Origin of the sequence: Ralstonia sp. 22111 (assembly GCF_052045895.1) — a bacterium.
GTDB classification, from domain to species: domain Bacteria; phylum Pseudomonadota; class Gammaproteobacteria; order Burkholderiales; family Burkholderiaceae; genus Ralstonia; species Ralstonia wenshanensis.
Genome location: NZ_JBQEPR010000012.1, coordinates 119,877 through 132,881 on the forward strand (window position 1 = coordinate 119,877; position 13,005 = coordinate 132,881).

Here is a 13,005-nt window from a genome sequence, read left to right on the forward strand (position 1 = left end):
GCCGATGAACACGCTGACCAAATCTTCCGAAGGCCCTGCGCAGCGCAACTGGCTTTCGCGCAATCGCGTGCTGACCGCCTTCTTTGTGGTTGTGCTTGCGTTGATTCCGATCGTGCCCACGCCCGAATTCTGGATCACGCTGCTGAATTACATCGGGCTCTACAGCCTTGTAGCGCTGGGGCTGGTGCTGCTGACAGGGGTGGGCGGCCTGACATCGTTCGGGCAGGCGGCGTTCGTTGGTCTGGGTGCGTACAGCACAGCGTATCTGACGACGCAGTATGGTGTGTCGCCGTGGATCGGCTTGCTGGCCGGGATCGTCATCACCGTGGTCAGCGCCTATGTGATCGGCCTGATCACGATGCGCATGTCGGGCCACTACCTGCCTCTGGCGACGATTGCGTGGGGCCTCTCGTTGTTCTTCCTGTTCGGCAACCTGGAATTCCTGGGCAAGTACGACGGGCTGAACGGCATTCCGGTGCTGAACGTGCTCGGCAAATCGTTGCAGACCGGGCGCGAGATGTTCTATCTGATCTGGGCCGTCGTCGTGGTGGCAGTGCTGGCGGTGCAGAACCTGCTGAATTCGCGCCCGGGCCGGGCTATCCGCGCGCTCAAGGGTGGCGGCACGATGGCCGAAGCCATGGGCGTGAACACGGCGTGGATGAAGGTGGTGATCTTCGTGTTTGCGGCGGTGCTGGCGTGCATTTCGGGCTTCCTCTATGCGCATCTGCAGCGCGCGGTGAACCCGACGCCGTTCGGTCTGAACTACGGTATCGAATACCTGTTCATGGCGGTGGTCGGTGGCGTGGGCCACGTGTGGGGCGCGGTGCTTGGCGCGGGCTTGCTGACCATCCTGAAAGACAGCCTGCAAAGCATTCTGCCGAAGCTGCTGGGCTCCAACGGCAACTTCGAGATCATTGTGTTCGGCGTGCTGCTTGTGCTGTTGCTGCAGTACGCGCGTGACGGCGTATGGCCGTTCATCCGCAAGCTGTTTCCATCGGCGCCGACGGCCCGTGCACCCGACGACGCACCGGCGCTGAAGCAGCGCGAGAAGCCGCATGCCGGCGAGCTGATCCTCGACGTACGCTCTGCACGCAAGGAGTTTGGCGGCCTGGTTGCCGTGAACGACGTCAGCTTCCAGGTGAAAGCCGGCGAGATCGTCGGCCTGATCGGCCCCAATGGCGCGGGCAAGTCGACCACCTTCAACCTCGTGACAGGCGTGCTGCCGGTCACGCGTGGTGAGGTGCTCTACCGCGGCGAGCACATCAGCGGCATGCCTTCGCGCGAGATCGTCAAACGCGGCATCGGCCGTACCTTCCAGCATGTGCAATTGCTCTCGGGCATGACCGTGCTGGAAAACGTAGCGCTTGGCGCCCACCTGCGGGGCGACTTCGCGGCGCAGGGCGGCGTGCTCGCCAGCGTGGTGCGCATGAACCAGGCCGAAGAGCAAAAGCTCCTGTTTGAAGCGCGCCGCCAACTGGAACGCGTCGGCTTGGCCGATTGCATGTATCAGGAAGCCGGCAGCCTGGCGCTGGGCCAGCAACGCATTCTGGAAATCGCCCGTGCACTGTGCTGCGATCCGGCGCTGCTGCTGCTGGATGAGCCGGCCGCCGGCCTGCGCTACAAGGAAAAGCAGGCGCTGGCTGCGCTGCTCACCAAGCTGAAAGCCGAAGGCATGAGCGTGCTGCTGGTTGAGCACGACATGGACTTCGTCATGAATCTCACCGATCGGCTGGTCGTTATGGAATTCGGCACCAAGATTGCCGAAGGGCTGCCGCAGGAAGTGCAGCAGAACCCCGCCGTGCTGGATGCCTATCTGGGCGGCGTGGAATAAGGAGAGCGCGCATGTCTGTCATCTTGGAAGTGAAGGACCTGCACGTCCGCTATGGCAAGGTGGAGGCGCTGCATGGCGCCAACCTGAAGGTGGGAGCGGGCCAGATCGTGACGGTTATCGGCCCGAACGGCGCGGGCAAATCGACGATGCTGGGCGCCATCATGGGCGCACTACCGACCTCCGGTTCGGCCAGCGGCGTGGTCTCGTATCTCGGCCACAACCTGACCGGTCTGCCGGTCGAAAAGCGCGTGGCACGCGGTATGTGCCTCGTCCCGGAAAAGCGCGAGCTGTTTGCCACCATGAGCGTGGAAGACAACCTCGTGCTCGGCGCGTACCGCCGCAAGCGTGCGGGCGAGCGCAACTACCTCGATCAGATGGAGATGGTGTACGACCTGTTCCCGCGCCTGAAAGAGCGGCGCGCGCAGGAGGCCGGCACCCTCTCTGGGGGCGAGCGCCAGATGCTGGCCGTGGGTCGCGCATTGATGGCCAAGCCCCAGTTGCTGATGTTGGATGAGCCGAGCCTCGGCCTCGCGCCGCTCATCGTCAAAGAGATCTTCCACATCATCAGCGACCTGCGCAAAACCGGCGTGGCAACGCTGCTGATCGAGCAGAACGCACGCGCTGCGTTGCAGGTGGCCGACTACGGTTATGTGCTGGAAACGGGCGACATGACGCTCGAAGGCCCGGCGCAGGAACTGGCCGTCAACCCGCGCGTGATCGAGACCTACCTGGGCCTGGCGAAGAAGGCCGCCTGAGCGCGGCCGTGCGCAGGATCAATCGTCGTCGTCATGACGATGGTGCTTGCGCCATTCACGCTCGCGCCAGCGTTGTTCGCGCCATTGGCGTTCCTGCCATTCGCGGCCGCGGCCATCGTCGTAGTAGCCAGGCGCAACGATAACCGGCTGCGGCGCGACATAGACCGGTGGCGGCGCGTAGTAGGCCGGCGGCGGGGGCGGTGCGTACACCGGCGCTGGAGCATAGACCGGCGCGGGCTCGACATAGACCGGCGCAACAGGCGCGCCGATTCCGATGTCGACATTGACGCGGGCCAGAGCCGCCTGTGACGACAGCGCGGCAGCGGCTGCCAGCACGTACAGCGCGAAGTTCTTATGCATGTAGGAATTCCTCAAGACGTCGCACTGTAGTGGAACGGGGCGCGCGCAGTCTTACAGAAGATATACGGATGTTGCAAATTGTAACGGAGGGACGCGAGGGGCGCTCATGGCAGTGCGCGTTCCATCAATTCAGCGTCTTCACCGTAGATGGCGCGCAGGGCTGCCCACGCGGCGCTGTCCATGTCAGCAGGCCGATAACCCAGGCGGCGCCAGAAGCCATCCGCGCCTTGCACCGCTACCAGCCGGGATTGGCCCAGACCTTGAGCCCGGGCGCTGGCGCATGCCATCGTGTAAAGCCGCTCGCCCAAACGCTGGCCACGGCCCTCCGGTGCGATAGCCATGTCATGCACGAACCAGAGAACATCCGTTGCATCGGTGTCGGGCAGCGGCACGTGCAATTTGGGCGGTGCCCATGCGTGCCACGCATGCGAGAGCAGGTACCCGACCACTTCAGACCCACGCAGTGCGACGAGGCACAGGGCCGGACTGCGCGCCCAGCGGCTGGCAAGCGCATGGCCCGGTTCCAGAAACGCGTCGCCGTAGCACGCCTGCTGCACGGCCAGGATGCCGGGCAGGTCGTCTGCAACGATCGGGCGGATGGTGAGTTGGGACACTGGCGCGCGACTGCTGAAAAACGGCAGAGTTTAACGGAGGGGTTCCGTGCATCATGCTGTTTTCGCATAACGTGGGCACACATCGGTATTCGCGGCATGGCGCACGTATCCTGTAGATTCGTTGGCAGGGCAGTCCCGCCCGCACCTGAATTCCTTCTCCCAGCATGTCCCGAATCATCTTCCTGAACGGCCAATACGTGCCGGCCGCCGAAGCCACCGTCTCTGTCATGGATCGCGGCTTCACCTTTGCCGATGGCATCTATGAGGTGACCGCCGTGGCGCGCGGCAAGCTCGTCGACAACGACGCGCACCTCGCCCGCCTGACGCGCTCGCTGTCCGAGATCGGCATCGAGAACCCATACACCGCGGCCGAATGGACGCGTGTGTGCGAAGAGCTGGTGGCGCGCAACGGCCTGGAAGAGGGCGTGGTCTACATGCAGGTCACGCGCGGCGTGGCCGAGCGCGATTTCGGCATCCCCGCAGATATCACGCCGACGGCCGTGGCGTTCACGCAGGTCAAATCCATCGTCAACAGCCCGCTGGCGAAGAAGGGCGCAACCGTGGTGACGGTGCCCGACCTGCGCTGGAAGCGTTGCGACATCAAGAGCGTTGGCCTGTTGCCGCAGGTCATGGCCAAGCAGATCGCTGCCCGCGCCGGTGCGCACGAAGCCTGGATGACCGACGGCGACCGCGTGACCGAGGGCGCGTCGTCGACCGCGTTCATCATCACCGCAGATCAGCGGTTAATTACGCGGCCGCTGTCGAACGCCGTGCTGCCGGGCATCACGCGCGTGTCGATCCTGGCGCTGGCGCGCGAACATGGCCTGACGCTGGAGGAACGCACCTTTACCGTGGCAGAAGCCCAGCAAGCCGCCGAAGCGTTCTATACGAGCGCGTCGACGTTCGTGATGCCGGTGGTGTTCATCGATGGCGTGCAGATCGGCAACGGCCAGCCTGGCCCGCTCACGCAGGCACTGCGCACGCTGTATCTGCGCTTTGCCGGCGTGGACGTTGCCGAGCCCGTTGGCCAGATGTGATGTAAGCGGTTGCGCCATCGCGGTAGAATCGCCCGCTGAGTTTTTGTAGCAAGGCGAGATATCCCATGAAAACAGGAGGCTGGCGCTGGCAAAGCGCCATCGCGGCGACCGCTCTGGTGGCCGCGCAGTGGGCAGCGATGCCCGTATCCGCACAAACCGTGTCTGCGTCGGCGGCAGTGCCGACAGCGTCCGCGCAAGCCGTGACGGGCGGTGCCGCACCCGCGCCTGAATCGGCCAGCACCGATTCCCGCTGGCGCCGGTTCGAGAGCATCAATGGCATCGTGTCGTATATCGACCGGCAGTCGGTCAAGCCGCAGCCCAGCGCCGAAGCGGATGCCGATTCGCATACCGTGCACTTCCGACTGCTGCGCAACGTGCTGCCCGACTTCACGATCAAAACGGCAGATGGGCAGCCGATCCGCTCTTCGGTCAAGCAGGTGGTGCTCGATTGCGCGCGACATAGCTACACGGTGATTGCGCAAACGCTCTATCGCGCGCGCAATGCCAGTGGCAAGCCGCTTTACCAGATCCACTACGGCGACGAGGCACAAAGCCGCTCGCTGCGCGAAGGCAGCGTGTTCGAATGGATTGCCGGCCGCTTTTGCGGGGCGGGCCGCTAACGCTGTGGTCCGCAAGGGCGGTGTCAATGCCGCCCGCCACGTTCCCGTTCAGATGGGCGCAGCTTCCCGGCTGTCGCTTCCGTCCTCGCTTTCTTCACGGCCCCGCGCGTAGGGCTGTCGCTCCTGCTCAAGCTCCGGATATCGACGTGACGCGAAGCCCATGGCGGCTTCGTACGAGCCAAACTGGTTGGATTCGGCGGCCACACCGTCGTTGACCAAAATTGCGTACCACTTCCCGTAGAGCGGGCCGTACACCACGACCTTGCTTTTCATTGTCTTGTCCCTGTTTCTTGTATCGATGGCCGGCAACGCGGTTTGCGCGAAGCGGCGGCTCGAGCCGTCCGGGCGCCAGGTCATGGCGCGCCGTCAGCGTGGTGGCGGACGATGATTACAGTGTGTTACACGCGCGTCAACGTTTGCGTTGGGCGCAATCCTCTAGTGGCGCTAGGGGCGTCAGGCCGGTGCCAGCGTGCCGGCCACTCGGGCCTGCTGGAGTTCGGCGGGCTCGTGGCCTGATTCGACATAGTTGGCAAAGCGCGCGATGCAGTCCGCCACCCAGTCGGGGCGACGCAGGGGCAGCCAATGGCCGGCGTCGACCTCGTGACGCCAGTAGTGCGACACCCAGGCTTCCACAGCGCGCGTCACGGCGGGGCTGACGTAGCGATCGCGCGTGGGCACGATCAACTGCACGGGGGCATGCGGTGCACGCGCCTGGGGGCGGGCGAGGCGCTCGCGGAAATTTGCGCGATACATGCGCACGCCGTTGCAGGCATCGCGCACAAGCGTCGGGCGCGGCGCTTCGACGCGTATGCCTTCCGTCTTGTGCAGCCACCACGGCCAGGCGCGCGCCACCCACAGCCGCCACGACCATTCGGGCACCAGCGGCAGGTGGAAATATCCCACGTACCACGATTGCAGCCGCTGCTTCCACACCGCGCGCTTGGCTGTCCATGTGCCGGCATCAAGCTGCGTGCGCATCCAGTGGCCGACGTGGTCCAGGCACGGGCCCGAGATCGATGTGTACGAAGCGATGCGCCCGCGTAGCCGGTCCGTCGTTACCGATTCCCAGCTATGGATGGAGCCCCAGTCGTGCCCGACCAGATGGAAGCGCTCGCCGGGCAGCAGCGCATCGGCGACGGCGGCAAGGTCGTCGACAAATTCGGGGATGCGGTAACCGGTGGTATCTGCCGGAGCGTCCGACAACCCGGCACCGCGCACGTCGAAGGTCAGCACGCGGCGGTCGTGCGCCAGGGTATCGCGCACACCGTGCCAGACGGAACTGTCATCCGGATAGCCATGCACGAGAACGATGGCGGGGCGCTGCCGCGCAAACGCGTCGGCGGGCAGGGTCATGCGGGCATGCAGGCGAATGTTGCCGGAACGCACCACGTGGCTGCTGTGCATCGGGTCTCCAGTGAAATTGGCGCGGGAGTTCTCAGCCTACGGCGCGATCGGCAGATGCGACAACGCGTGTTTTTACCCGTTTCAAGCAGCGTGTGAAGCACTCGGCGCGGCGTCCGTCTGCAGCAATGGAGTGGCTGCGGTGAAGGCCACCAGATGCTCTAGCAGCGTCCTCACCTTGCGTGGCAACTGTTGTTGCGGCCACACCGCGTAGATGGGCCGCTGCGGCGTACGCCATTCCGGCAGTAGGCGCACCAGCCGGCCTGCTTCAAGCGCCTGATGGCAGAGCGTGCGTGGGCAATACAGCAGGCCAAGGCCCGTTTCCGCCAGCGTCACGCCCAGTTCAATGTCATTCAGGTCGCAGCGGCCATGAGGCTGCAGTTCGATGGTTTCCTCGCCATCGGGTGAGGTGAAGCGCCATGTCGACAGCGGCGACGACACCAATAACTGATGCTGTTGTAGTTCATGCGGATGTGTCGGGGCACCATGCTCCGCCACATACGCGGGCGAGGCCACCAACACCATCCCGATGACGCCCAGCCGGCGCTGCCGCAGCTTCGGGTCGTCCTGCTGGCCGACGCGGATGGCAAGATCAGCGCCATGCCGCCATACGTCTTCATTGCGATTGCTGAGCAACAACTCCAGGCGGATCTCCGGCCACGTCGCCATGAAGCTCGCATAGGCGGGTGCGAGCAGCCCGCGCGACAGGTTCAGCGGCGCCAGCACGCGCAGGGTGCCCTTCACCTGGTTGAGATCGTCGTCGAGCGTGGCTGTGGTTTGCGCAAGCGCCGTCAGCAGCGGGCGGCATTGCTCGTAGTACAACTGGCCCTCTTGCGTCGGCTTCAGGCTGCGGGCGCTGCGCAGCAGAAGCTGGCAACCGAGCGCTGTCTCGAGCTTCTGCAGGCGCCGCGTGAGCGTGGCGGGCGGCAGGTTGGCATGACGGGCCGCGGCCTGCAGGCTGCCGAGGTCCACGATGGAAACAAAGAGGGCCAAATCGTCGAGCATGATTCCATTTTTGGAATTTAAGTTTCAATAAACGTCTATAGTTTCTCGAAACGCGGTTATCTAGCATACCGTCAATCACATTTGATGGCTTGCAAGGAGAACCGCCATGTCGATGCCAGTTTCCACTCCCACACGTCTTCGTATCATTTTTGCGTGGCTGATGTCCGGCCTGATGTCGCTGTTGATGACCGGCTGGATCGGCTGGATCAACGCCGGTATCAGCCCTGATTTTCTCGCGCGCTGGGCGCATGCCTTCGTGCTGGCCTGGCCGGCTGCGTTCACCATCGTGCTGATTGCGGCACCGATGGTGCAGCGGCTGACGCAGCGTCTGGTGTTGCCCAATCCAGCACAGCCCTGAAAAGAAAACAGCCCACCGGGAGGACGGTGGGCTGCAAGGTTGACAGCAGGAAAGACCGATTGAAGCGGACGCCGGACTGACATCCCGTGTGGTCCGGCGGTATGGCTGGTACAACACCCGACCCTTATCGTAGTGACGCTGATGTGCGTGGAGATCGCACTGCCCGGTACCGGGTCGTGACCGGGCCATGGAGCGCACTTTAGTGGGTCGAGGCTTTCAGCAAACTTTCTTCCGGCAACGACTTGTCTCCGGACAATCCCTAGGGCGGTGCGCTGCACACGCGCTGCTCATGGCGTCGCCCCACATGGCAGCCGAGGCACGGAAGCACAAGCTAAGCCAAACGGTGGGAAGGCTGGCTGCACGCAGGGCAGCCGGCTGGCAGAATGCGCGAGCGTTGCCACCCGCTCCATTCAGCCCTCCATGCCCACACCCGACGACCTGCAGATCCGCCCCATCCGCCAAGACGACTTCGCTGCCTGGAAACCTCTCTGGGATGGCTACAACGCCTTTTACGGACGCGCGGGCGAAACAGCCTTGCCTGACACCGTCACGCAGACGACCTGGCAGCGTTTCTTCGATGAAGCCGAGCCGGTCTATGCCCTGGTTGCCGAGCGGGAGGGCGCATTGCTCGGCATCGTGCATTTCCTATTCCACCGCAGTACCACGCAGGTGCAGATGAGCTGCTATCTGCAAGACCTTTTCACCGCCGAAGCGGCACGCGGGCAGGGCGTCGGTCGCGCGCTGGTCGAGGCGGTCTATCGCCGCGCCGCAGAGGCAGGCTTGCCCCGCGTCTACTGGCAGACCCACGAAACGAACACCACGGCGATGAAGCTTTACGACACCGTGGCAGAGAAATCCGGCTTCGTTGTTTATCGCAAATTTCTGTAGGCGTGCGGTGCGGGAATCGTGCGTTCGCGAAAGACACCGTGCGTTCCTGGTATCGGTGCGGCAGTCGGTTGGGCAGACTCTGTGCGTGCTGCTGCGTCGTTGGCGCGGCAGCCTCCACGATTGCCGTTGCCAAGGAGTTGCCAATGTCTGCCAATGAAACCCGCCCGCCGGTTCCGCCGTTCACCTTCGAATCTGCCACCGAAAAGGTGCGTCTGGCCGAAGACGGCTGGAACAGCCGCAACCCGGAGCGTGTCGCGCTCGCGTACACGCCGGATAGCCAGTGGCGCAACCGCGCCGAGTTCGTCAACGGGCGCGAACAGATCGTCGAGTTCCTCACGCGCAAGTGGCGCAAGGAACTCGACTACCGCCTGATCAAGGAACTGTGGGCCTTTGGCGGCAACCGCATCGCCGTGCGCTTTGCCTATGAGTGGCATGACGATTCCGGCAACTGGTACCGCTCATATGGCAACGAGAACTGGGAGTTTGACGAGCACGGCGTGATGCAGCGCCGCTATGCCTGCATCAATGACCTGCCGATCCAGGCGGAGGAGCGTAAGTTCTTCTGGCCGCTTGGGCGTCGCCCGGACGATCACCCGGGGTTGTCTGCGCTGGGTTTGTGACGCGGTCGGCCAAAGAGAGGCGCCCGGTCTTGGCCGGGCGTCGTGCATTCAGCCATGCAGTTGATCCAGCGCGCGTCGTCGCCAGGTCGACGGGCTATCGCCCGCGAGCCGCTTGAATACCGTCGAGAAGTGCGCCTGGCTCTGAAAGCCGACTTCCAGCGCGATCTCGACCACCGTAGCGTCCAGTCTCATCAGCAAGGTCTTGGCGCGCTCGATGCGCCGATGCAAAAGATACGCGTGCGGACGCACTCCCGTGGCCGCGCGGAACTGGGCAGCAAAGTGCATGCGCGTGAGGCCCGTCGCCCGTGCAACGTCTTCCAGCCGGACCGACCTGCCAAGGTTCTCTTCGATATAAGCCGTTGCCAGCCGCAGGCGCCACAGCGGCAACGGCGAGAGCGCCGCTCGAGCAGGGCGGCAATCATCATGAGGGGTCGGAAAAGCAGAAGTCACGGTTTTATGAGACAGGTCTGTCTACATCATTGAGTAGACAGGTCTGTCTGTCAAGACCATACTGAAGCATTGCCTTCACGTTCATCGACATGGCCAAGACTGCCGAAATCCTCTCCGCCCGCGATCGCATCATGGAAACCGCCGAGCGGCTGTTCCTGCAGGAAGGGTTTCGTGCCACCGGCATCGACCGAATCATCGCTGAGTCGGGCGTGGCAAAGATGTCGCTGTACCGGCATTTCCCGTCAAAGAGCGATTTGATCGCAGCCTTCCTGGATGCACGACACGAACGGTGGATGGCGTGGTTTCGTGAGGCGACGGAAGCGCGCCTTGCCAGGCGTGCTGACCTCGACGTGCTGGCGGACGTGTTGGCCACGTGGTTCGACACCGAAACGTATCGCGGTTGCGCGTTCATCAACCTCGTTGCCGAATCCGGTACGGAAACCGGTGACGCGCAGTTGGTGGAAAAGGCCGTCCTGCATAAGGCCGAACTGGCGAGTTATCTGGCGGAGTTGGCCAAGCGTCTCGGCTATCCGCGCCCAAAGGCGATCGCCGAAGAAGCGCTGCTATGCGTGGAGGGGATGATCGTGCGGTACCAGATGACCGGCGAGCGCTCGGTCGTCGATGCTGGCCGACGTCTGCTGGCGCGCCTGCGCTAGCTCGATGCCCCAAGCTTTTGTCGGCCGCCTGGCCGACGTGTGACGCAGTCTTCCTTTTTGGAAACCATAGGGTAATCCCGCATCTGCGATTTCGAAGACGCGGTCTATAGTTGCACCTGTGTTCCAGATATTAACAGACGTTTCATAGGTAAAACAAGCGAAACGTGATGGAGTCGACAGACATGCAACCGCTATACAACCCAGACCTCGCTCCGTGGGAGCCGATTTCTCCGAACAACGTCGCCGGCAAGGGCCGTGTCGAGCGCCCTGGTCACGTCGCCAATCTGGTGTGGCAAACGCGCGCTGCCGAGCCGACCGCCTATGAGAACCAATTGGCCGATTCGCTGGAAGCGGCATTCCTGGGTGGCGCGCAAACGCCCGCCGACATCGTCGCCGTGCTGAACGAGCGTGGCCCGCGCAATGCCGCCGGCGGCGAGACCTGGACGGAAGACACATTCCTGGCCGAGATGCGCCGCCTGGGCGCCTGAGCCGGGCTGGGACCAACACGATTCGACGCCACGTCGCCCGCAGAGGCGCCCGGCTCAACCCCATCAGAAGAGGCAAGCAATGGAAGGCAACAAGGAAGCGCAGAAGGAAGCGCGCATCAACACCGGTCTGCGCAACTACTGGTATCCGGTGGCGGCGTCGTGGAATGTGAAGAACGCGCCGGTGGGCATCACCCGCTTGAGCCAGAACATCGTGCTGTGGCGCGATACCGCTGGCCAGGTGCATGCGCTGGAAGACCGCTGCCCGCATCGCGGTGCGCGCCTGTCGATGGGTTGGAACCTGGGCGACCACGTGGCTTGCTGGTACCACGGCGTCGAAGTGAACGGCCAGGGTACGGTGACGAGCGTACCTGCTGTCGACGCTTGCCCCATGGAGGGCAAGACCTGCGTGCGCAGCTACCCGGTGCAGGAACGTGCCGGCGCCATCTTCCTCTGGTTTGGCGACAAGGCCCCGTCGGAGTTCGACGACGCTGTCGGCACGCTGCGGCTGCCTGAAGAGCTGACCAGCGACGAGCACAGCCACTTCCTCTGCTTTGCACACTGGAACGTCAACTACCGCTATGCCATCGACAACGTCATGGACCCGATGCACGGCGCCTACCTGCACGCCGTGTCGCATTCGATGGCCAGCGGCGAGAAGAAGGCCGTGATGGAAGTGGTGGAAACCGACCACGGGATCATGTTCCAGAAGACCGGCCAGCGCGGCGTGAACTTCGATTGGACCGAGTTTGGCGAGACCGGCACGATGTGGCTGCGCCTGTCGATTCCGTATCAACCGAAGGTTGGCCCGGGCGGCCCGTTCACCATCATCGGCATCGTGACGCCGGTGGATGAGGAGCATTGCATCGTCTACTTCTGGCGCACGCGCCACGTACAGGGCTGGCAGCGCGACGTGTGGCGCTTCCTGTATCGCAACCGCCTGGAAGGCCTGCACTGGGATGTGCTGGAGCAGGATCGCGTGGTGCTCGAATCGATGGCACCTGAAGCGCGCGATCACGAGACGCTGTATCAGCACGACATCGGCATCACGCGTATCCGCCGCGTGCTGGCACGCCGCGCCGCCGCTGAACTGGCCGATGCGCCTGTCGCCATGCTCAAGCCTGTTCCCACGGAAGCTCAACATGCCTGAGCGCAATTCAACTGCCGGATTGCTGGCCGGCCGCAAGGTGCTCGTGACGGGCGCTGCGCGCGGACTGGGTCTGGCCTTTGCCAAGTCGATTGCCGAAGCGGGTGGCGCCGTTGCGCTGGCCGACATTCTTGGCGAGCGCGTGCAGGAAGAGGCCGCAGCGCTGCGGGCGGCCGGCTTTGACGCCCATGGCTTTGCGCTCGATCTTGGCGATCCTGCTTCGATTCAGACGTGCGCCGCAGCGGCTGTGCAGGCACTGGGCGGGCTCGACGGGCTCGTCAATAACGCGGCCATCACGAACTCGGGCGGGCGCGACGCATCGTCGATTGACGTCGATACCTGGGACCGCGTGATGAACGTCAACGTGCGCGGCACATGGTTGATGACGACGGCTTGCCTGCCGGCGCTCAAGGCATCGGGCCGCGGTGCGATCGTCAACCTGTCGTCGGACACACCGCTGTGGGGCGCGCCGAACCTGCTGGCTTACGTGGCGAGCAAGAGCGCCGTCATGGGCATGACCAAGTCTCTGGCGCGCGAATGCGGCGCAGACGGCATCACCGTCAACGCCATTGCGCCGGGCCTGACGCTGGTGGAAGCCACCGAATACGTACCGGCGCACCGCCATGCGCTGTACCGCGACCAGCGTGCCATCTCGCGCGATCAGGTGCCCGGCGACGTGTGCGGCGCCGTGCTGTTCGCGCTGTCCGATCTTTCCCGATTCGTGACGGGCCAGACGCTGGCCGTCAACGGCGGTTTCGTCATGCAGTAATGCATCCAC

General features: G+C 63.9%; 17 protein-coding genes. 11 read left to right on the forward strand and 6 right to left on the reverse strand.

Annotation, left to right across the window (positions count from 1 at the left end; translation table 11 throughout):
- Positions 1-4: 4 nt before the first annotated feature.
- Together ACTJK4_RS23405 and ACTJK4_RS23410 are read left to right on the forward strand one after the other, a co-directional pair.
- Positions 5-1,831 (forward strand): branched-chain amino acid ABC transporter ATP-binding protein/permease, encoded by a 1,827-nt coding sequence (locus ACTJK4_RS23405; RefSeq protein ID WP_433868087.1) that lies wholly within the window; start codon positions 5-7, stop codon positions 1,829-1,831.
- A gap of 11 nt (positions 1,832-1,842) precedes the next feature.
- On the forward strand, positions 1,843-2,586 hold the full coding sequence (locus ACTJK4_RS23410) for an ABC transporter ATP-binding protein (protein ID WP_316871930.1): 744 nt from the start codon (positions 1,843-1,845) through the stop codon (positions 2,584-2,586).
- Positions 2,587-2,604: 18 nt separating this feature from the next.
- Here ACTJK4_RS23410 and ACTJK4_RS23415 read toward each other — a convergent pair whose 3' ends face one another.
- Positions 2,605-2,946 (reverse strand): hypothetical protein, encoded by a 342-nt coding sequence (locus ACTJK4_RS23415; RefSeq protein ID WP_440476329.1) that lies wholly within the window; start codon positions 2,944-2,946, stop codon positions 2,605-2,607.
- Positions 2,947-3,050: 104 nt separating this feature from the next.
- On the reverse strand, positions 3,051-3,560 hold the full coding sequence (locus tag ACTJK4_RS23420; protein WP_260804172.1) for a GNAT family N-acetyltransferase: 510 nt from the start codon (positions 3,558-3,560) through the stop codon (positions 3,051-3,053).
- A gap of 164 nt (positions 3,561-3,724) precedes the next feature.
- Here ACTJK4_RS23420 and ACTJK4_RS23425 point away from each other — a divergent pair, with 164 nt between their 5' ends.
- Positions 3,725-4,597 carry a D-amino-acid transaminase gene (locus tag ACTJK4_RS23425; protein WP_260804171.1) on the forward strand — a complete coding sequence of 291 codons (873 nt, stop codon included), beginning with the start codon at positions 3,725-3,727 and terminating at the stop codon, positions 4,595-4,597.
- A gap of 65 nt (positions 4,598-4,662) precedes the next feature.
- Positions 4,663-5,217, forward strand: coding sequence for a surface-adhesin E family protein (locus tag ACTJK4_RS23430; protein WP_260804170.1), 555 nt, complete (start codon positions 4,663-4,665; stop codon positions 5,215-5,217).
- Positions 5,218-5,265: 48 nt separating this feature from the next.
- Here ACTJK4_RS23430 and ACTJK4_RS23435 read toward each other — a convergent pair whose 3' ends face one another.
- From ACTJK4_RS23435 to ACTJK4_RS23445, 3 genes are all read right to left on the reverse strand, one after another.
- A complete protein-coding gene (locus ACTJK4_RS23435; protein WP_232039307.1) occupies positions 5,266-5,574 on the reverse strand; it encodes a hypothetical protein in 309 nt (102 codons plus the stop codon).
- A gap of 96 nt (positions 5,575-5,670) precedes the next feature.
- Positions 5,671-6,621, reverse strand: a complete 951-nt coding sequence (locus ACTJK4_RS23440) for an alpha/beta fold hydrolase (protein ID WP_260804169.1) — start codon at positions 6,619-6,621, stop codon at positions 5,671-5,673.
- A gap of 81 nt (positions 6,622-6,702) precedes the next feature.
- The gene (locus ACTJK4_RS23445) at positions 6,703-7,623 is read right to left on the reverse strand and encodes a LysR family transcriptional regulator (protein ID WP_260804168.1); all 921 of its coding nucleotides are present in this window, start codon (positions 7,621-7,623) and stop codon (positions 6,703-6,705) included.
- 106 nt (positions 7,624-7,729) lie between these two features.
- Between ACTJK4_RS23445 and ACTJK4_RS23450 the strand changes: the two genes are divergently transcribed.
- The 3 genes from ACTJK4_RS23450 (at position 7,730) to ACTJK4_RS23460 (ending at position 9,489) form a co-directional block, all read left to right on the forward strand.
- On the forward strand, positions 7,730-7,981 hold the full coding sequence (locus ACTJK4_RS23450; RefSeq protein WP_232039310.1) for a DUF2798 domain-containing protein: 252 nt from the start codon (positions 7,730-7,732) through the stop codon (positions 7,979-7,981).
- 420 nt (positions 7,982-8,401) lie between these two features.
- Complete coding sequence (locus tag ACTJK4_RS23455) at positions 8,402-8,869, forward strand: GNAT family N-acetyltransferase (protein WP_322018974.1); 468 nt, start codon at positions 8,402-8,404, stop codon at positions 8,867-8,869.
- 143 nt (positions 8,870-9,012) lie between these two features.
- A complete protein-coding gene (locus ACTJK4_RS23460; RefSeq protein ID WP_232039312.1) occupies positions 9,013-9,489 on the forward strand; it encodes a nuclear transport factor 2 family protein in 477 nt (158 codons plus the stop codon).
- A gap of 48 nt (positions 9,490-9,537) precedes the next feature.
- On the opposite strand, the gene ACTJK4_RS23465 is transcribed toward ACTJK4_RS23460, so the two are convergent.
- The gene (locus tag ACTJK4_RS23465; RefSeq protein ID WP_322018975.1) at positions 9,538-9,876 is read right to left on the reverse strand and encodes an AraC family transcriptional regulator; all 339 of its coding nucleotides are present in this window, start codon (positions 9,874-9,876) and stop codon (positions 9,538-9,540) included.
- 152 nt (positions 9,877-10,028) lie between these two features.
- Here ACTJK4_RS23465 and ACTJK4_RS23470 point away from each other — a divergent pair, with 152 nt between their 5' ends.
- The 4 genes from ACTJK4_RS23470 to ACTJK4_RS23485 all read left to right on the forward strand — a co-directional run bounded on the left by ACTJK4_RS23470 (position 10,029) and on the right by ACTJK4_RS23485 (position 12,996).
- A complete protein-coding gene (locus tag ACTJK4_RS23470) occupies positions 10,029-10,595 on the forward strand; it encodes a TetR/AcrR family transcriptional regulator (RefSeq protein WP_260804165.1) in 567 nt (188 codons plus the stop codon).
- A 182-nt stretch (positions 10,596-10,777) separates the two neighbouring features.
- On the forward strand, positions 10,778-11,083 hold the full coding sequence (locus tag ACTJK4_RS23475) for a recombinase-like helix-turn-helix domain-containing protein (protein ID WP_260804164.1): 306 nt from the start codon (positions 10,778-10,780) through the stop codon (positions 11,081-11,083).
- Positions 11,084-11,162: 79 nt separating this feature from the next.
- Positions 11,163-12,230 (forward strand): aromatic ring-hydroxylating oxygenase subunit alpha, encoded by a 1,068-nt coding sequence (locus ACTJK4_RS23480; protein WP_024979224.1) that lies wholly within the window; start codon positions 11,163-11,165, stop codon positions 12,228-12,230.
- Positions 12,223-12,996: an SDR family oxidoreductase gene (locus ACTJK4_RS23485; protein ID WP_433868086.1), complete on the forward strand. Its 774-nt coding sequence runs from the start codon at positions 12,223-12,225 to the stop codon at positions 12,994-12,996. Before ACTJK4_RS23480 ends, ACTJK4_RS23485 begins: the two co-directional genes overlap by 8 nt.
- The last annotated feature ends 9 nt before the right edge of the window (positions 12,997-13,005 follow it).

Excerpts from the sequence above, each read along its gene's own strand:
- ACTJK4_RS23460 (WP_232039312.1), top strand. The coding sequence starts at position 9,013 with ATGTCTGCCAATGAAACCCGCCCGCCGGTTCCGCCGTTCACCTTCGAA.
- ACTJK4_RS23435 (WP_232039307.1), bottom strand. The coding sequence starts at position 5,574 with ATGACCTGGCGCCCGGACGGCTCGAGCCGCCGCTTCGCGCAAACCGCG.
- ACTJK4_RS23475 (WP_260804164.1), top strand. The coding sequence starts at position 10,778 with ATGCAACCGCTATACAACCCAGACCTCGCTCCGTGGGAGCCGATTTCT.
- ACTJK4_RS23405 (WP_433868087.1), top strand. The coding sequence starts at position 5 with ATGAACACGCTGACCAAATCTTCCGAAGGCCCTGCGCAGCGCAACTGG.
- ACTJK4_RS23430 (WP_260804170.1), top strand. The coding sequence starts at position 4,663 with ATGAAAACAGGAGGCTGGCGCTGGCAAAGCGCCATCGCGGCGACCGCT.
- ACTJK4_RS23415 (WP_440476329.1), bottom strand. The coding sequence starts at position 2,946 with ATGCATAAGAACTTCGCGCTGTACGTGCTGGCAGCCGCTGCCGCGCTG.
- ACTJK4_RS23470 (WP_260804165.1), top strand. The coding sequence starts at position 10,029 with ATGGCCAAGACTGCCGAAATCCTCTCCGCCCGCGATCGCATCATGGAA.
- ACTJK4_RS23450 (WP_232039310.1), top strand. The coding sequence starts at position 7,730 with ATGTCGATGCCAGTTTCCACTCCCACACGTCTTCGTATCATTTTTGCG.
- ACTJK4_RS23445 (WP_260804168.1), bottom strand. The coding sequence starts at position 7,623 with ATGCTCGACGATTTGGCCCTCTTTGTTTCCATCGTGGACCTCGGCAGC.
- ACTJK4_RS23425 (WP_260804171.1), top strand. The coding sequence starts at position 3,725 with ATGTCCCGAATCATCTTCCTGAACGGCCAATACGTGCCGGCCGCCGAA.
- ACTJK4_RS23410 (WP_316871930.1), top strand. The coding sequence starts at position 1,843 with ATGTCTGTCATCTTGGAAGTGAAGGACCTGCACGTCCGCTATGGCAAG.
- ACTJK4_RS23485 (WP_433868086.1), top strand. The coding sequence starts at position 12,223 with ATGCCTGAGCGCAATTCAACTGCCGGATTGCTGGCCGGCCGCAAGGTG.
- ACTJK4_RS23440 (WP_260804169.1), bottom strand. The coding sequence starts at position 6,621 with ATGCACAGCAGCCACGTGGTGCGTTCCGGCAACATTCGCCTGCATGCC.
- ACTJK4_RS23480 (WP_024979224.1), top strand. The coding sequence starts at position 11,163 with ATGGAAGGCAACAAGGAAGCGCAGAAGGAAGCGCGCATCAACACCGGT.
- ACTJK4_RS23455 (WP_322018974.1), top strand. The coding sequence starts at position 8,402 with ATGCCCACACCCGACGACCTGCAGATCCGCCCCATCCGCCAAGACGAC.